General features: G+C 56.5%; 16 protein-coding genes and 1 pseudogene. 16 read left to right on the top strand and 1 reads right to left on the bottom strand.

Annotated features, from left to right (window positions below; genetic code table 11):
- The first annotated feature begins 1 nt into the window (after position 1).
- From DL346_RS03925 to DL346_RS03975, 11 genes are all read left to right on the top strand, one after another.
- The gene (locus DL346_RS03925; RefSeq protein ID WP_240633018.1) at positions 2 to 1045 is read left to right on the top strand and encodes a Gfo/Idh/MocA family protein; all 1044 of its coding nucleotides are present in this window, start codon (positions 2 to 4) and stop codon (positions 1043 to 1045) included.
- A gap of 33 nt (positions 1046 to 1078) precedes the next feature.
- Positions 1079 to 2113, top strand: coding sequence for a zinc-binding alcohol dehydrogenase family protein (locus tag DL346_RS03930; RefSeq protein ID WP_240633019.1), 1035 nt, complete (start codon positions 1079 to 1081; stop codon positions 2111 to 2113).
- 175 nt (positions 2114 to 2288) lie between these two features.
- Positions 2289 to 4358 (top strand): bifunctional aldolase/short-chain dehydrogenase, encoded by a 2070-nt coding sequence (locus DL346_RS03935; protein ID WP_112880755.1) that lies wholly within the window; start codon positions 2289 to 2291, stop codon positions 4356 to 4358.
- 17 nt (positions 4359 to 4375) lie between these two features.
- Positions 4376 to 4747, top strand: a complete 372-nt coding sequence (locus DL346_RS03940; protein ID WP_112880756.1) for a sensory rhodopsin transducer — start codon at positions 4376 to 4378, stop codon at positions 4745 to 4747.
- A gap of 22 nt (positions 4748 to 4769) precedes the next feature.
- Positions 4770 to 6068, top strand: a complete 1299-nt coding sequence (gene rhaA / locus DL346_RS03945) for an L-rhamnose isomerase (RefSeq protein ID WP_112880757.1) — start codon at positions 4770 to 4772, stop codon at positions 6066 to 6068.
- A gap of 11 nt (positions 6069 to 6079) precedes the next feature.
- Positions 6080 to 7549: a rhamnulokinase gene (locus tag DL346_RS03950; protein ID WP_112880758.1), complete on the top strand. Its 1470-nt coding sequence runs from the start codon at positions 6080 to 6082 to the stop codon at positions 7547 to 7549.
- A gap of 164 nt (positions 7550 to 7713) precedes the next feature.
- Positions 7714 to 8484, top strand: coding sequence for a DeoR/GlpR family DNA-binding transcription regulator (locus tag DL346_RS03955; RefSeq protein WP_112880759.1), 771 nt, complete (start codon positions 7714 to 7716; stop codon positions 8482 to 8484).
- Between the two features lie 233 nt (positions 8485 to 8717).
- Positions 8718 to 9446, top strand: coding sequence for a (Fe-S)-binding protein (locus DL346_RS03960; protein WP_112880760.1), 729 nt, complete (start codon positions 8718 to 8720; stop codon positions 9444 to 9446).
- Positions 9443 to 10978, top strand: a complete 1536-nt coding sequence (locus DL346_RS03965) for a LutB/LldF family L-lactate oxidation iron-sulfur protein (protein WP_112880761.1) — start codon at positions 9443 to 9445, stop codon at positions 10976 to 10978. The genes DL346_RS03960 and DL346_RS03965 overlap by 4 nt, the downstream gene beginning before the upstream one ends.
- A complete protein-coding gene (locus DL346_RS03970) occupies positions 10971 to 11702 on the top strand; it encodes a LutC/YkgG family protein (RefSeq protein WP_112880762.1) in 732 nt (243 codons plus the stop codon). Before DL346_RS03965 ends, DL346_RS03970 begins: the two co-directional genes overlap by 8 nt.
- Before the next feature lie 33 nt (positions 11703 to 11735).
- The gene (locus DL346_RS03975; RefSeq protein ID WP_112880763.1) at positions 11736 to 12443 is read left to right on the top strand and encodes a FadR/GntR family transcriptional regulator; all 708 of its coding nucleotides are present in this window, start codon (positions 11736 to 11738) and stop codon (positions 12441 to 12443) included.
- Here the strand turns inward: DL346_RS03975 and DL346_RS29850 are convergent.
- Positions 12324 to 12576 (bottom strand): annotated as a pseudogene (locus tag DL346_RS29850) (hypothetical protein); the annotation flags it as partial. The gene DL346_RS03975 and the pseudogene DL346_RS29850 overlap by 120 nt on opposite strands.
- A 90-nt stretch (positions 12577 to 12666) precedes the next feature.
- Here DL346_RS29850 and DL346_RS03985 point away from each other — a divergent pair.
- From DL346_RS03985 to DL346_RS04000, 5 genes are all read left to right on the top strand, one after another.
- Positions 12667 to 12945 (top strand): DUF2277 domain-containing protein, encoded by a 279-nt coding sequence (locus DL346_RS03985; RefSeq protein WP_112880764.1) that lies wholly within the window; start codon positions 12667 to 12669, stop codon positions 12943 to 12945.
- A 111-nt stretch (positions 12946 to 13056) separates the two neighbouring features.
- Entirely contained in the window at positions 13057 to 13212 is a 156-nt protein-coding gene (locus DL346_RS28935; RefSeq protein WP_165822368.1) for a hypothetical protein, read from the top strand.
- A 24-nt stretch (positions 13213 to 13236) separates the two neighbouring features.
- Positions 13237 to 13737 carry a helix-turn-helix domain-containing protein gene (locus tag DL346_RS03990; RefSeq protein ID WP_112880765.1) on the top strand — a complete coding sequence of 167 codons (501 nt, stop codon included), beginning with the start codon at positions 13237 to 13239 and terminating at the stop codon, positions 13735 to 13737.
- An 870-nt stretch (positions 13738 to 14607) separates the two neighbouring features.
- Complete coding sequence (cls, locus tag DL346_RS03995) at positions 14608 to 16056, top strand: cardiolipin synthase (RefSeq protein WP_112880766.1); 1449 nt, start codon at positions 14608 to 14610, stop codon at positions 16054 to 16056.
- Positions 16057 to 16092: 36 nt separating this feature from the next.
- Positions 16093 to 16776: a GTP pyrophosphokinase gene (locus DL346_RS04000; protein WP_240633020.1), complete on the top strand. Its 684-nt coding sequence runs from the start codon at positions 16093 to 16095 to the stop codon at positions 16774 to 16776.
- Positions 16777 to 16925 lie beyond the last annotated feature (149 nt).

Raw genomic sequence — 16925 nt, forward strand, 5'->3', positions numbered from 1 at the left:
TGTGTTTAAAGTCGGATTAATCGGAACGGGATTTTGGTCGGAGAAGCATTTGAGAGCATGGCAGCGCATTCCGAATGCGCAAATCGCCGCGCTCTGCAACCGGAGCAAGGAGAAGCTGCTGCGCAAGGCGGACGAATACGGCGTACCGCATGACCAGCTTTACTCCTCCTTGGAAGAGATGCTGGAGCGCGCCGATATCGATATCGTCGATATCGTCACGCCGCCCGAAACGCATCTCGAGCTTGTGAAGCTGGCGGCCAAAGCGGGGAAACACATCATGTGCCAGAAGCCGTTCGCGCCGTCCTATGAGGAAGCGGAGGCGATCGTCGCCGCGGCGCGCCAGCACGGAGCCAGGCTGATGGTCACGGAAAATTGGCGCTGGCTGCAGCCGATCCAATTGATTAAACAGGTGATGGAATCGGGGGTGCTCGGTTCCATTCGGGTGGCCAGGTTTATCCATTCGGACTATTTTACAGAACGGATGAAGCCCGGAGCGAACTTGCCGCAGCCGTTCCTTACGAAGATGCCGAAGCTGATGTTCTACGAGATGGGCGTCCACTGGTACGATACGTGGCGCTTCCTGTTCGGCGACCCGAAGCGGCTGTATGCGGAAACGAGATCGTTCAGCCCGAATGTCGTCGGCGACGACTCCGGCGTCGTGACGCTTGGCTATGACGATTTTTACGGGTTGATGGACATTTGCTGGGTGACGAGGCGCGAGCTGACCGGGCCGATTATCGAGGAGCAGGTGGACGCAAGGTTCGTGGAACATTTCGTCATCGACGGAGACCGTGCGACCTTGAAAATGTACGGCAGCGAAGGAAAGATCGTCCTGATCGATAACGATGGCCAAGAGTCCGTCGTGGCCGAGCGGACGGAGCTCGATCACGAGGAGAGCCACTACCGGCTGCAGTCTCATTTTGTCGATTGCTTGACATCCGGACGGCCTTTTCAGACAAGCGGCGAAGATAATCTGCTTACGCTGCGGCTAGCGTTTGCTACTTACGAAAGCTCGGAGAAGCGGCAAGTGGTTCATTTCGACTGAAATTGGCCGGTTTGAAAGGCGAGAGGAGATTGCATGACGATGAAAGCCGCGGTATTCCGTAAACCTTATGAAATTGAACTGAGCGAAGTGGCAAAGCCGCAGCCGGGGGCGGGCGAGGTAATCGTCTCCGTGCGGGCGGCCGGCATTTGCGGCAGCGATTTGCACAATTATGACGGCTCGCATCCGTACGTCGTTTTTCCGGCGATCTACGGGCACGAGCTGTCAGGCATCGTCGCGGAGGTCGGCGGGCAAGTAAAACGCGTGAAGCCGGGCGACCGGGTCATTATCGAGCCCTCCATCCCCTGCGGCAGCTGCTACCCGTGCCGAAGCGGGAAATACAACTGCTGCGTCGCGATGAAATTCGTCGGTTCTTTCGGCGGGCAAGGCGGCTTTGCCGACTATGTCGCGGTGCCGGAGCGCTGCGTCCACTCTATGCCGGATGACATGGATTACCGGATCGGGGCGCTCTGCGAGCCGTTCACGATCGGGGCGCAGGCTGTGAAGCAGGCCGGCGTGCAGGACGGGATGACCGTGACCATCCTCGGCATGGGGCCGATCGGGCTGACGATCTTGATGCTGCTTAAACAGCTCTATGCCGTGCGCGTATTCGCCGTCGACGTCGTGCCGGAGCGCCTTCAGACCGCGCAGCGGTTCGGCGCCGACGTGCTGATTAATCCGCTGCACGAGGACCCGGTCGAGCGGATCGAAGAACTAACGGGAGGCGAGTACTCCAATGCCGTCATCGAGGTGGCGGGACTGAAGCGGACGATGGAGCAGACGATTCATTTGGTCAGCGCCGGAGGCCATATCGTAATTGTAGGGCTGACCTCCGACGACGTCAGCATGCCGGGCATCCTGTTTACGAAGAAGGAAGTCCAAATTCGCGGCAGCCGCAACAGCGTGGATCAATTCCCGTTCATTATCGATTTCCTGAACCGCAACCGCGAGCTGGCGGAGGCGTTCATCTCGGCGACGATGCCGTTTTCGGACATTGCCCGCGCGTTTCATGAAGCGAAAACGAAGCCGAACGCGTTTAATAAGATCATCCTTACGTTTGATGAAGAATAGCCGCCTGCGAGGCGAGCAAAAAGAACACGAATAAGCCCGGAAACTCGGCATGCTTAGAAGCATGCTCTTGGTTTCCGGTTTTTTTGTTTTTGTTTGAATTTCTGTATTCAAAAATAAACAAACATGCTACACTGGTTGTAATCGTACTCATCAAATCTATTCGGAGGTATTCACAATGGTACAAAGCTTGTGGGATCAACAGAAAGCATCGGAGCTGCAAGACGGGCTTTCTCAGCTGGTTTATCGTTCGAACATTATCGGCACGGATCGCCGCGTGTGCAATTGGGGAGGAGGCAACACATCGAGCAAGACGACGGTGAAAGATTTCCGCGGCCGCGACGTTGAAGTGATGTACGTCAAGGGCAGCGGCTCCGACCTTGCCACGATGAAAGCGGGCAACTTCACGGGTCTGCGCATGGACGATATCCGTCCGCTGTTCGAGCGCGACGAAATGTCCGACGAGGAAATGGTCGGCTACCTGGCGCACTGCATGATCGACAGCAAGCATCCGCGCGCTTCGATCGAGACGCTGCTGCATGCTTTCCTGCCGTTCAAGCACGTCGATCATACGCATCCGGATGCCATCATCAGCCTGTGCTGCGCGGATAACGGCAAGCAGCTGGCGAAAGAAATTTTCGGCGACCGATTCGTTTGGGTGCCGTACGTGCGCCCAGGCTTCACGCTCTCCAAAATGATCGCCCAAGGCGTGCTCGAGAATCCGAGAGCGGAGCTTGTTTTAATGGAAAAGCATGGGCTAGTCACATGGGGCGAAACGTCCGAAGAAGCCTACGCGCAAACGATCAAAATCATCAATGAAGCGGAAGCGTACATCGAAGCGCGCGTGAACGAAGAGAAGCTGTTCGGCGGCGTGAAGCATGCGGCGCTTGAAGCGGACGCGCGCAGAAGCATCGCGGCCCAAATTATGCCGGCGATCCGCGGCGCAGTCAGCGATGCGAAGAAAATGATCCTCACCTTCGACGACGCGGACGATGTACTCGCATTCGTAGGCGGCGCACGCTCGGCCGAGCTGTCCCAAGTCGGCGCGGCTTGCCCGGACCATCTCGTGCACACGAAGGTTGTCCCGCTCTTCATCGACTGGACGCCTGATGTCAACGACATCGACGGTCTCAAAGCCATCCTTAAAGAAAGCATCGCAGCGTATAAGAATCAATACAAAGCCTACTTTGAGCGCAACAAGAACGAAGGCGACGTCATGTTCGAAGCGGCTCCTCGCGTCATCCTGATTCCGGGCGTCGGCATGATCAACACCGGCAAGAGCTGGGCTAACTCCAAAGTCAGCGGTGCGCTCTATCACCGGGCGATCGCGGTTATGCGCGGCGCGACGGCGCTCGGCGAGTTCGTTTCTCTGAGCGAGAACGAATCGTACAACGTGGAATACTGGCCGCTTGAGCTGTACAAATTGTCGCTCGCTCCGGCAGAAGCCGAGTTCTCGCGCAAAGTGGCGTTCATTACGGGCGGCGCCGGCGGCATCGGCAGCGAAACGGCTCGCCGCCTCGTATCCGAAGGCGCGCATGTCGTGCTGGCTGATCTGAATTTGGAAGGTGCGGAGCGGGTAGTCGGCGAAATTAATACGAAGTACGGCGAAGGCCGCGCGCTGGCCGTGAAAATGGACGTGACGAGCGAGGAAGCGGTCATGGCGGCCATCGCGGAAACGTCGCTCACGTACGGCGGGCTCGACATCATCGTGAACAACGCGGGCCTGGCCACGTCCAGTCCGTTTGACCAAACCTCCTTGAAAGAGTGGAACCTGAACATGAACGTGCTTGGCACGGGCTATTTCCTCGTGGCGCGCGAAGGGTTCAAGCTGTTGAAGGAGCAGGCGGTCGGCGGCAACATGGTGTTCATCGCTTCCAAAAACGCAGTCTATGCGGGCAAGAGCGCATCCGCTTACAGCTCGGCGAAAGCGTTGGAAGCACACCTGGCGCGCTGCGTGGCGGCGGAAGGCGGGGAGTTCGGCATCCGCTGCAATACGATTTTGCCGGATGCGATTTTGCAAGGCTCCACGATTTGGAACGGCAGCTGGCGCAATGAGCGGGCAGTCGCTTACGGCATCGAGCCGGACCAGCTGGAGGAGTACTACCGCAAACGGACGACGCTGCTCGTCAACATTTACCCGCGCGATATCGCCGAGGGCGTTGCGTTCTTCGCATCATCCAAAGCCGAGAAGACGACGGGCTGCATGTTGACGATCGACGGCGGCGTGCCGGCGGCATTCACACGATAAGAGAGGTTGGTGCGGACATGTATCAAGCTAGAGGCGAGAAGCACTGGATTATTCCGGACGGCTATATTCCGCCGACGAGCAAAGGTTCACTTGAAAGCCACGAATCGATTTGCGTGCTGAACTGCGCATCCGAAGAAGCGCTGCTGCGCATGACGATCTTTTTCGAAGACCGTAATCCGCTGGAAAATATTTTGGTTGTTGTACCGGGCAGACGAACCAAGCATATCCGTACCACCACTCTCTCCTCGGGCGGCGCGTTCATTCCGGTGGGCGTGCCTTATGCGATCGAGGTTCAGAGCGATATTCCGATTATCGTCCAATACAGCCGCTTGGATGCGACCCAGGCGGAGAATGCGTTAATGTCAGTCATGGCTCATCCGCTAAAATAACCAAATAAAGGAGCAGGTGAAGATGGACCAAACGATACGCTCGAATTACGAAGCAGCCAAGGCGCTGTATGCAAAGCACGGCGTGGATGTGGATGCGGCGCTGGAGAAGCTGTCGCAAATCAAAATCTCGATGCACTGCTGGCAGGGCGACGACGTGCGCGGCTTCCTGAACAAAGACCAGGCGCTGACCGGCGGCATTTCGGTAACCGGCAACTATCCGGGCGCCGCGGGCACGCCAGAGGAGCTTCGCTCGGATCTGGAACTGGCGTTCTCGCTCATTCCCGGCAAGCACAAGCTCAATTTGCATGCGATTTACGTCGATACGGACGAGAAGGTGGAGCTCGATAAAATCGAGCCGAAGCATTTTCAGAAATGGGTCGATTGGGCGAAGGAGCAAGGACTTGGCCTCGATTTCAATCCGACCTGCTTCTCGCACGAGAAATCCAAGGACGGCTTCACGCTGAGCCATCCCGATCCGGAAATCCGGCAGTTCTGGATCGATCACTGCAAAGCCTCCCGCAAGATCGGCGCTTATTTCGGCGAGCAGCTCGGCCAAACCTGCGTCACGAACGTATGGATTCCGGACGGCTTCAAGGATACGCCGGCTGACCGGCTGGCGCCGCGCAAACGGCTGAAGGAAGCGCTCGATCAAGTATTCGAGGAAGAATTGAACCCGGCCCACAACCTGGACGCCGTCGAGAGCAAGCTGTTCGGCCTCGGCTCCGAAGCGTACGTGGTCGGATCGCATGAATTTTACATGGGCTACGGCATTCAGAACAACAAGCTGATTTGCTTGGATGCCGGCCATTTCCATCCGACGGAAGTCATTTCGAATAAATTGTCCGCGATTTCGCTCTTCACCGACGGCATCCTGCTGCATGTGAGCCGCCCGATGCGCTGGGACAGCGACCACGTCGTGACGATGGACGACGAGCTGATCGATATCGGGCGCGAGCTGGTACGCGGCGACCTGCTCGGCAAGACGCACATCGGCCTCGACTTCTTCGATGCGAGCATCAACCGCGTCGCGGCATGGGTCATCGGCACGCGCAACACGATCAAGGCGCTGATGAGAGCGCTGCTGGATCCGGTTGAGGCGCTTCGCCAAGCGGAGCTTGAGGGCGACTATACGACTCGTCTTGCTTTGACGGAGGAGTTCAAGTCGTACCCGTTCGGCGCTGTGTGGGACTACTACTGTTCGAAAAACGGAGTACCGGTGCGCGAAGAGTGGCTCGCGGAAGTGAAAGCGTACGAGCAAGCCGTGCTGCTGAAGCGGGGCGAAGCCGCAGCAGCGCCGGTTGAAGCCGAAACTAACGTATAGGAGGATGCCGCTTGCCAAGCATTCTGGCTTATGACCTTGGCGCGAGCAGCGGGCGGGCGCTGCTCGGCCGATTGAACGACCGCGCCATCGAAGTGGAAGAACTGCACCGCTTCGGCAACGACCCCGTCGCTGTCGGCGACCGCTTGCAGTGGGACATTCTCCGCTTGTTTCATGAGATCAAGCAGGCGCTGCTGAAGGCGAAGCTTGCCGGCGAAACGCCGGCAAGCCTCGCCATCGATTCCTGGGCGGTCGACTTCGGCCTGATCGGCCGCGGCGGCGAGCTGCTCGGCAATCCGTATCATTACCGCGATCATCATACGGATGGCGTCATGGAGCGGCTGAAGGCGAGCCTGACGACGGAGAAGATTTTCAGCCGGACCGGCATTCAATTTCTGCCGTTCAATACGATCTATCAGCTTGCGGCGCTGAACGAAGCGAACTCCCCGCTGCTCGAGGGTGCGGAGCGCTTCCTGATGATTCCGGACTTGCTTCGCTACTTCTTGACCGGCGAGATGCACAATGAATTTTCCAACGCGACGACGACGCAGCTGTACAATCCGCTTGATGGCGGGTGGGACAGGGAGCTGCTTGTGGCGATTGGAGTGTCGCCTTCGCTGTTCGGCGACGTTGTGCAGCCAGGCACGCGGGTCGGTCAGATTCGGGCTTCGCTTATGGATGAGCTCGGAATCGGTGCTATTCCAGTGTACGCTGCCGCAGAACACGACACGGGCTCGGCGGTTGCGGCGGTGCCGGCGCTGGAGGGGGATTTTGCCTATCTGAGCTGCGGCACTTGGTCGCTTATGGGTACCGAGGTCGATCGACCGATTATCAACGAGCTTGCGCAGGAGCTGAATTTCACGAATGAGGGCGGCGCGTACGGCACGTTCCGCTTGCTGAAGAACATCATGGGACTGTGGATTTTGCAGGAAAGCCGCAGAGCCTGGGAGCGTGCCGGCCAGTCGTACAGCTTTCCCGAGCTGGTCGCCATGGCGGAGAAGGAGCCGGCCTTCGGCGCGCTGATCGAACCGGACGACCCCATGTTTCTGCATGCGGGCGATATGCCTTCGCGAATCCGCCAGTATTGCGCGTCGACGGGACAGACCGCGCCGGAATCGCCGGGCGCGATCGTTCGCTGCATTCTGGAAAGTCTTGCGCTCAAATACCGTTATGTGCTTGAATTAACAGAGCGGCTGTCGGGCAAAACGTTCTCCGGCCTGCATATGGTTGGCGGCGGCATTCAGAATGCGCTGCTCTGCCAATGGTCGGCGAATGCGCTCGGCAAGCCGGTCTGGGCCGGTCCGGTCGAAGGCAGCGCGCTCGGCAACCTTGTCGTGCAGTGGATCGCGCAAGGCGAGCTGTCCGATATTTGGGAAGCGCGAAAGGTGATCCGGGATTCGTTCCCGGTTGTTAATTACGAGCCGCAGGAGCGGCAGCTGTGGGAAGAGGCTTATGGTAAATTCCGCGGGCTGACAGGACTGTAGCAATGAGGCGGAATTGACGGCCCGTGAATAGGGCCATCGTTTCCGATTACGTAAACGAATGTCCCGGGGATTGTGCCATCGTTTATGTTGCGTAACCGGAAGGTACGTTTCACGCTGCCTCCCGATTAAGCATTATAGAAGCAATTCGCGAGAAGAGGATGACTATGCTGGTTGCAGAGCGTTATGAGAAAATCGTAGGACTGGTAAACGAACGGGGGAGCATCCGGGTAACGGAGCTGAGCGAGCTGTGTCAGGTGACGGAGGAGACGATCCGCCGGGATCTGGACAGGCTTGAGCAAGCCGGACGGCTTCGCCGCTCGCACGGCGGCGCGGTAAGCGTGAAGGATTTGCCGCAGATGCAGCCGGAAATACCGTATGCGGAACGGGAAATTATGCACGAGGAGGAGAAACGGCGCATTGCGCAGGAGGCGGTCAAGCTCATACGCCCGAATGACCGCATTCTGCTCGACGCCAGCTCCACCGCATGGTATATGGCTTCGTATGTGCCGGATTTCCCGCTAACGGTGCTGACCAATTCGATCAAAGTGGCGATAGAGCTGAGCAGCAAGGAGCGCATCGAGGTCATCTCCACGGGCGGCCTGCTGGCGCAGCGCTCTTTGTCCTACGTCGGGCCGCTGGCGGAACGGTCGCTTGACCTTTACCACGTCGATAAAGTATTTCTCTCCTGCAAGGGCGTTCACTTGGACCGCGGAATCAGCGAGTCCAATGAGCTGCAGGCGCGCATCAAGCAGAAAATGATCGGCATGGCCGACGAAGTGATCCTGCTCGCCGACGCCAGCAAGTTCGGCGTACAGGCGTTCACGCATGTCGCGGAGCTAAGCGAGATCGACGCGATCATTACGGATCAGCGGCTCTCGCAGGACATGCGGGCACAACTAACGGAGCGGACGTTGATTGCGTTGTCGACGGTTTGAGCGTTATGGAAAAGGCTGTTTACCCGCTGGATGGCAGGTAAGCAGCCTTTTTATTGTGTTGCGTTTGGCACGAATTGCAGCATTTCTAGCTTGCCTGAAAGCCAGATCGCATGTTGCGGTGCTCTCTCGGTCACCACTATCTAGACAACCCTAGGCATTTTCCCATTGTCAACATGTCTGACAACCTGATAAAATGATATCACAACTATTTTGTAAGCGAGGTGCCTTCGAACGTGAAAGTGTCCTTATTTATTACTTGTTTAAGCGATGCCTTGTTTCCGCCGGTCGGCGAAGCGATGGTTCGGCTGCTGGCGAGATACGGCGTAACGCTCGAGTTTCCGGCCGTGCAAACCTGCTGCGGCCAGCCCGCGTTCAACAGCGGCTACTGGAACGAAGCGAGGGAGACGGCGAGCACGATTTTGGCTGCATTCGAGGATTGCGATTTCGTGATCTCTCCATCCGGCTCCTGCACGAGCATGATCCATCATTATCCGAAGCTGTTCGAGAACGACCCTGTCATGCTGGGGAAAGCGATCAAGCTCCAGCAGAAATCCTATGAGTTTACGCAGTTTCTCGTCCAGGTGCTCGGCGTGACCGACGTCGGCGCGAAGTTCCCGCATAAGGTTACGTACCACCCGTCCTGCCACGGAAGCCGGCTGCTCGGCGTGAAGGAAGAACCGCTCCTGCTGATGGAGCAGGTGAAGGGGATGGAGCTTGTCCCGCTTCCTTTTGCCAACGATTGCTGCGGGTTCGGGGGAACGTTCGCGGTGAAAATGTCGGATATTTCCGGCGCGATGGTCACCGAGAAGACCGATCACGTGCTGGAGACCGAAGCCGAGGTGCTCGTCGGGCTCGACATGGCCTGCCTGATGAACATTGCGGGCAATTTGCGGTACCGGAATAAGCCAGTGCGCGTCATGCACTTGGCGGAGCTTCTTTACGAAGGGGTGAAAGGCGCATGAGCGGAGCGGCACCTGCAGGCGGCAATACCGTAAAAGAGCGGGCGGATTTGGCGCTCAATAACGATTTTTTGCGAAAAGCGGTTCGGTTTACGACGGAACGGCTGCGTACGGGCAAGGAGAAAGCGGCCGAGGATCACGGCAACTGGGACGAATGGCGGGAGCGTGGGCGGCAAATCCGGCTTCATACGATCGCGCACCTCGATTATTATTTGAATCTGTTCGCGAACAACGCGCGGGCGAACGGCGTCCATGTGCATTTTGCCGAGACGGCGGCCGAAGCCGTTCGGATTTCGCTCGATATCGCCAAGCATGTTGAGGCGCGTTCGGTGGTGAAGTCCAAGTCGATGGTGACGGAGGAGCTCCATCTGAACACGGCGCTGGAATCGATCGGCGTCGAGGCGATCGAGACCGACCTTGGCGAATACATCATTCAACTGGCGGGGGAAACGCCGTCGCATATCATCATTCCGGCGATTCATAAGAACCGGTATCAAATCGCGGAACTTCTCTCGGTCGATGCCGGGGAAACGCTCGCGCCTGATACGCAGATTTTGGCGGGCTTCGTCCGCAGGAAACTGCGCGAGAAGTTTCTGGAAGCGGATATCGGCATGACGGGCTGCAACTTTGCCATCGCCGAGACGGGCTCGATGGTGCTGTTCGAGAACGAAGGCAACGCGCGGATGGTAACGACCGTTCCGAAGACGCAAATAACGCTGATGGGGATGGAGCGCATCATTCCGTCGTTCGCGGATTTGGAAGTCATGGCTACGCTGCTGCCGCGATCGGCAACCGGGCAGAAGCTTACCGTCTATATGTCCGGCATTTCCGGACCCCGGCGATCTGCAGACGCGGATGGACCGGAGGAAATGCACATAATCATCGTCGATAACGGCCGTTCCTTGCAGCTTGGCGATCCGGAGTTCCAGGAGCTGCTCAACTGCATTCGCTGCGGCGCTTGCTTGAACGCTTGCCCGGTATATCGCCATATCGGCGGCCATGCTTACGGCGGCACCTATAGCGGACCGATCGGCGCGGTGCTGACGCCAGCGCTGAAGAAGAACGTCGCGGAGTGGGACGATATCGCCAATGCGTCCAGCTTGTGCGGCGCGTGTTACGAAGCTTGTCCGGTGAAGATTCCGTTGCACGAAATGCTGGTCTACCTGCGCAGGCGGAAGCTAGAAGCCGGCCGCGGCGACAAGCTGGAAGCGCTCGGCATGAAGGGCTTCGCGAAGGTGATGAGAAGCTCGAAGCGGTTCAAGGCGGTATTGAAGCTAGGCCAACTCGGGCAAAAGCTTGTCGTGCGAGACGGCGGCATCTCACTGAAGGTCGGCCCGCTGAAGGGCTGGAACACGTACCGCGTCGCCCCTTCTCTCGCCGGCCAATCATTCCGCGAGAAATGGCCGACGATGGAGCAGGAGATACGGAATGGCTTGAAGGAAATGGACCCTGCCCTGAAGAGCCGCATGGAAGCGATTGTGCGGGACCGGGAAAATGGCGGCGGCGGTAAAGGAGGACACGGGCATCATGGCTAAATCAGAGCAGCATCAGGCATGGCTGGACGGACTGGATGCGCAGTCCCGCGCGAAGCAGGGCGGCTTCATCGACGGCATTTCGGCAAAGCTGAGACGTTCGCGGCCGGTAGAACCGCCGGCGCATCCGTTCCGGGGCGCACCGGATTTTTGGAACGCCTTCGAATGGCCTCTCGAGGAGCGGATCACCCGGTTTATGGATAATTTCAAGGCGGTTGGCGGGCATCCCGTCCGGCTGGCCGATATGGAAGCGGTGAAGTCGTTCATCGCCGGGAAAGCTTCGGAGATGAGCGCGAAGTATATCATTCGCCAGAACCAGCCGGAACTGAACGAGCTTGGCTTGGAAGCGGCGCTCCCGGATGCTAAAATCTCGGTATGGAACAGCGACCCTAATGAGCACTGGAAAGCGCGAGCCGCCGAAGCCGATTTTGGCGTCGTCGTTGCCGATTACGCGGCTGCGTATACGGGCTCCATTACCGTATTGTCCTCAAAGGATAAAGGACGTTCGGTCAGCCTGCTGCCGACCGTGCTCATGGCAATCATTCCTGCGGAGCGGCTTCATACTCGCCTTGGCCAAGTCTTGGTTAATTTTGATCGTATAGGACGCGAGAATTTGCCTGCCGGCATTCATTTTATTTCCGGCCCTTCGCGGTCGGCCGATATCGAGAACGACTTAACGATCGGCGTGCATGGGCCGGGCGTTGTCTACGCCATCATCGTCGGATAATCGTTCGGATCGAAAAAGAAGGGAAGCAATGCGATGGAAGTCACCCGTTTATCGAAACGCAACCATTATGAGGAAATCGCCGAACAGCTGAAGCGGCTTATAATCGAGGGGAAATTGAAGGTGGGCGACAAGCTGCCTTCGACGAAGGAGATGTCGGAGCAGTTCGGCGTCGGACGCTCGACCATGCGCGAAGCGTTAAGCGCGCTGAAAGCGATGGGCTACATCGAGATCAAGCAGGGCGGCGGCTGTACCGTCATCAGCAGTTCTCCGGCAGAGGTAGAACTGCCGGAGCTCCAATCGCTGCGGATGAACCGCGAGACGCTGCTGGAGCTGCTGGAGGCGCGTCAGTCGCTCGAGGTTTCGAATGCGGCCATCGCGGCTGTGAAGGCGACGGATGATGATTTGGCTGCGCTGCACCGGATCATGCAGGAGATGAAAGCCTCAGTAGGCAATGACAGCGAGGGAGAGCGGACTGACGTGCTTTTTCATGCCGCGCTTGCCAATGCGACGCATAACTCCATTTTGGTGCGGATGTTCGATTCCATCGTAAGCCAGCTCGAAATGACGATCCGCGAAATTCGCCGGGTCGAAATCTATGCGAACCGTTCGGTGGCGGAACGTTTATACCTTGAGCATCTCGCCATTTACGAAGCGGTGTCCAGCCGAAATGCCGATATGGCCGGCGAACGGATGAAGCAGCACCTGGAGCATGTTGTAAGCAATTTGATGAAGCACTTGTAGTGTGGGGGCCAGCTCGAACGGCTGTCCGGCGCGCTCCATCGGCGTGTCGGTGCCGTAACGGGAGGCGTAGTCGGCCATAGCTGGAAACGGTCAGCGGCGTCCAGATTGGGCCTGGCGCAACGCCGTAGAATCGGTACATTAGCGGAGTTGCTGGTGGAATATGGGGGGCCTGTAGTATGATGAAACAAAATAACGCCTATGCTCAAAAAGGAGCCCGATACCCATGTGCCGAAATATAAAGACGCTGTTCAATTTCGACCCGCCCGCAACCGAGGATGAAATCCACGCGGCCGCGCTGCAGTTTGTCCGCAAGCTATCCGGCTTTAACACCCCTTCGAAAGCGAACGAAGCTGCATTCAATACCGCCATCGACGAGGTTGCTGCGGTCGCTCAGAAGCTGCTTAGCTCGCTCGTCACGAACGCCGAACCGCGCAACCGCCAAATCGAAATCGAGCGCGCCCGCATTCGGTCGATTAAGAGGTTCGGTCCTAGCGCGAAGTAACCGAATAAACTATAATGGATCCATCTAGGTATAGTCCTGAAGCACAGGCTGTCCGTTCTCGAACATGACGTTCGAGCGGGCAGCCTATTTTATTTTGGAGGTGGGGTAACGATGTCTGTACAGGGGTTTGAGCAAGCATATAGTCGTATGATGGAGCAGGCAATGGAATGCGGGAGCGCAGAGCGCCGCCGCAAGCTGCAGGAGCAAGGCGGAGCGGAGAAAGCGCTGCTTGAGCAGGTATGGTGGCCTGCAGTTGGAAGCTTGTAGCATCTTCATCCGGAGTATGAGCTGTTGGATTTGCAGGGAGCGACGCGCTTCGCTGATTTTGCCTATCTGCCGCCGCTGCCTTATCGGGTTGCGCTGGAGGCCGACGGCTTCGGCCCTCACGCTCGGGATGTGAGCAGATGGCGGTTTGCGGATGATCTGAGACGTCAAAACCATCTGCTCATCGACGGCTGGCACCTGCTTCGTTTTGCTTACGATGACATCATGGAGAAGCCGCGCCGTTGCCAACAAACGGTGCTTATGGGACTGGCCAAATGGGGCGGCATCACCCATCAAGCCGAGCTGAGCCTGGACGTGTACGAGCGTGCGCTGCTTCATGTGATGCAGGAACTGTGGGGTGAAGTTACGCCGGCTGTTGCTGCGAAAAGGTTGGGAGTTACTAGAAGAACGGCAACCTCAAGCCTAAAATCACTTGAAAAGAAAGGGTTTCTACAAGCATTTGCTTCCCCCACAGGAAGGATTATGCGGTATAGATTAGCGGGCTCATTGTGGAACAACATGAAATAATCAATCTTCTTGATCCCTGGGAGCGAGAGAAGAGCCCGGAGGAAGCTACATAGACGAGAAAGGAGCGAATGGAGCTAAAGAAGAGCTTGGAGGGAGCTACATAGATGAGAAAGGAGCGACTGGAGCGAAAGAAGAGCTTGGAGGGAGCTACATTTACGCGAAAGGAGCGACTGGAGCGAAAGAAGAGCTCGGAGGGAGCTACATAGACGAGAAAGGAGCGACTGGAGCGAAAGAAGAGCTCGGAGGGAGCTACATAGACGAGAAAGGAGTGACTCGAGCGAAAAGAAGAGTTCGGAGATAGCTACATAGACGAGAAAGGAGCGACTCGAGCGAAAGAAGAGCTCGGAGGGAGCTACATTGATGAAAAAGGAGCGACTGGAGCGAAAGAAGAGCTCGGAGGGAGCTACATTGATGAGAAAGGAGCGACTGGAGCGAAAGAAGAGCTCGGAGGGAGCTACATAGACGAGAAAGGAGTGACTCGAGCGAAAAGAAGAGTTCGGAGATAGCTACATAGACGAGAAAGGAGCGACTGGAGCGAAAGAAGAGCTCGGAGGGAGCTACATTGATGAAAAAGGAGCGACTGGAGCGAAAGAAGAGCTCGGAGGGAGCTACATTGATGAGAAAGGAGCGACTGGATCAAAAGAAGAGCTCGGAGGGAGCTACATAGATGAGAAAGGAGCGACTGGAGCGAAAGAAGAGTTCGGAGGGAGCTACATTGACGCGAAAGGAGCGACTGGAGCGAAAGAAGAGCTCGGAGGGAGCTAACAGTGGTCCATCTCCCCCCCATTTTTGGTACCGCGACAAAAATGGTTTATACTGTATAAGAAACAAGCGATTATATGGCGCCAGCATTCGAGGAGATGCATGCCGATGCTCATTTATAACAACTTACTTACATTTTTGATGGTGGTCAACATCCCGCTCGCGATTGCGGTTATTTTCATGGAACGGCGAAATGTCGGCGTTACGTGGGCGTGGCTGATGGTGCTGCTCTTTCTGCCTGCGGTCGGATTCGTGGTGTACCTGATTCTCGGTCAGAACCTCAGCAAGAAAAAAATTTACAAGTTAAACAAACGGACGAAGGAAACGATCAACGCCTTGATCGAGAGGCAGCGGCAGGAGTTTCGCGACAACCAGATTGTGTTTAATGATCCGGCGGCAGCTAATTATGCGGATTTGATCTACATGAATCTGACCAGCGGCTTTGCGCTGTACACGCAGAACAATAAAGTAGAGATTTACACGGACGGCAATGCCAAGTTCGGTGCGCTGTTTGCGGATATCGAGCGTGCAAGCAACCATATTCATCTCATGTATTACATCGTGCAAAATGACGCGTTAGGCAACAGGTTGGTCGATGCGCTCACCGAGAAAGCCAAGCAAGGGATAAAGGTGCGCTTTCTGGTGGATGATATCGGGTGCTCCGCGCTGCCGCGCTATTTTTTCGATCGATTGAGGGCTGCGGGCGGAGAGGTCGCTTATTTTTTTCCGTCGAGAATTCCTTATCTCAACATCCGCGTCAATTACCGAAACCACCGGAAGCTGGTTATCATTGACGGGCAAATCGGATACATCGGCGGCTTCAATGTCGGAGACGAATATCTAGGCGTGGACAAAAGGTTCGGCAGCTGGCGCGACTCGCATCTGCGCATTACCGGCCATGCCGTCCTCCAAATGCAGGCACACTACATGCTGGATTGGAACATGGCTGCTTCGCGGCCGATCACGCGCGATGTGCTGGGGCTTTTTCCGCCGAGCGCGGGCATCGGGAACGCCGGCATCCAAATCGTATCCAGCGGGCCGGATCAGACACTGGAGCAGATCAAGAACGCCTATATTAAAATGATCAATGCGGCGAAGGAAACGGTTTACATCCAAACGCCTTATTTTATCCCGGACGAAAGTCTCTTGACCGCGCTGAAGATGGCCGTTCTCTCCGGGATCGACGTGCGCATGATGATTCCGAGCAGGCCGGATCACAAAATGGTCTACTGGGCCTCATACTCGTACCTTGGCGATTTGCTCAGCGAGGGCATGAAGTGCTACCTTTACGAGAAAGGCTTCCTGCATGCCAAAACGATCGTGGTCGACGGGCATGTCGCCTCAGTCGGTACGGCTAACGTCGATATCCGCAGCTTCAAGCTGAATTTTGAAGTGAATGCGATTTTATATGATACGGCGACTGCGGCGGAATTGAAGCGGATTTTTGAGGCGGATATGGCCGACAGTACCGAGCTAACCTATGAAGTTTACAAGAAGCGTTCGACGCTCCAGCGGTTCAAGGAGTCTTGCGTGCGCTTATTGTCCCCGATTCTATAAGTGGAACAGGCTATAAAAACAGGAGTGGATGGAGCCATGATGGACAAGGAAATGGTCATGCAATGGGCAAAAATGCTGATGAGCTACAAATTTGCTCTTGACGAAGTCAGCACGAAGCTAACGATTTTGAATGAAGAGCTTCAATTTATCCAACACTACAACCCGATCGAGCATGTGAAAACGAGGATCAAATCACCGGAGAGCATCGTCGAGAAGCTGCAGCGCAAGGGGCTGGAGGTATCCAGAGAGAACGCGGCAGAACATATCCGCGACATCGCGGGGGTGCGCGTCATTTGCTCTTTCACGACTGATGTTTACCGCGTCTACGATATGATTCGCAGCCAAGGCGACGTGAAGGTGTTGGAAGTCAAAGATTACATAAGATCGCCTAAACCGAACGGCTATCAGAGCCTGCACTTAATTATTGAAATCCCGGTGTTTTTGTCCGATCGCATCGAGCATGTGAAGGTGGAGATTCAACTGCGGACGATCGCGATGGATTTCTGGGCGAGCCTGGAGCATAAAATCTACTATCAATTCCACGAGGCCATGCCGACGTCTATCCGCGAACAGCTGAAGGAAACGGCCGATATGATCGGCGCGCTGGATAAGCGCATGCTCGGCCTCAAGGAAGAGGTGCAGCGCTACAGCGAATCAACGTTCCCGAAAGCATCGGCTATGACGCTGTCACCTCCGGCCCCGGTGCCGAATTTGAAGTGAATGTTAGTGTTGGATGAGGAACAAGCGGTACCCATGGGGGGCCGCTTGTTCTTTTTTGAGTTGTCTTGAAACTAGGCCGAACCCGTGCGGCAAAGCGGCGAAAGCGAGCCCAAGAGAGGTAACCGTTACCGCAAATTAGCGGCAAAGCG

The organism is Paenibacillus montanisoli, assembly GCF_003268025.1.
Classification (GTDB): Bacteria; Bacillota; Bacilli; order Paenibacillales; family Paenibacillaceae; genus Paenibacillus_Z; species Paenibacillus_Z montanisoli.

Bases quoted from the DNA above. Each gene is read 5' to 3' on its own strand.
- DL346_RS03930 (WP_240633019.1), top strand. From the start codon at position 1,079: ATGACGATGAAAGCCGCGGTATTCCGTAAACCTTATGAAATTGAACTG.
- DL346_RS28935 (WP_165822368.1), top strand. From the start codon at position 13,057: ATGTCTGTACAGGGGTTTGAGCAAGCATATAGTCGTATGATGGAGCAG.
- DL346_RS03935 (WP_112880755.1), top strand. From the start codon at position 2,289: ATGGTACAAAGCTTGTGGGATCAACAGAAAGCATCGGAGCTGCAAGAC.
- DL346_RS04000 (WP_240633020.1), top strand. From the start codon at position 16,093: ATGATGGACAAGGAAATGGTCATGCAATGGGCAAAAATGCTGATGAGC.
- DL346_RS03985 (WP_112880764.1), top strand. From the start codon at position 12,667: ATGTGCCGAAATATAAAGACGCTGTTCAATTTCGACCCGCCCGCAACC.
- rhaA (WP_112880757.1), top strand. From the start codon at position 4,770: ATGGACCAAACGATACGCTCGAATTACGAAGCAGCCAAGGCGCTGTAT.
- DL346_RS03940 (WP_112880756.1), top strand. From the start codon at position 4,376: ATGTATCAAGCTAGAGGCGAGAAGCACTGGATTATTCCGGACGGCTAT.
- DL346_RS03965 (WP_112880761.1), top strand. From the start codon at position 9,443: ATGAGCGGAGCGGCACCTGCAGGCGGCAATACCGTAAAAGAGCGGGCG.
- DL346_RS03955 (WP_112880759.1), top strand. From the start codon at position 7,714: ATGCTGGTTGCAGAGCGTTATGAGAAAATCGTAGGACTGGTAAACGAA.
- DL346_RS03975 (WP_112880763.1), top strand. From the start codon at position 11,736: ATGGAAGTCACCCGTTTATCGAAACGCAACCATTATGAGGAAATCGCC.
- cls (WP_112880766.1), top strand. From the start codon at position 14,608: ATGCTCATTTATAACAACTTACTTACATTTTTGATGGTGGTCAACATC.
- DL346_RS03970 (WP_112880762.1), top strand. From the start codon at position 10,971: ATGGCTAAATCAGAGCAGCATCAGGCATGGCTGGACGGACTGGATGCG.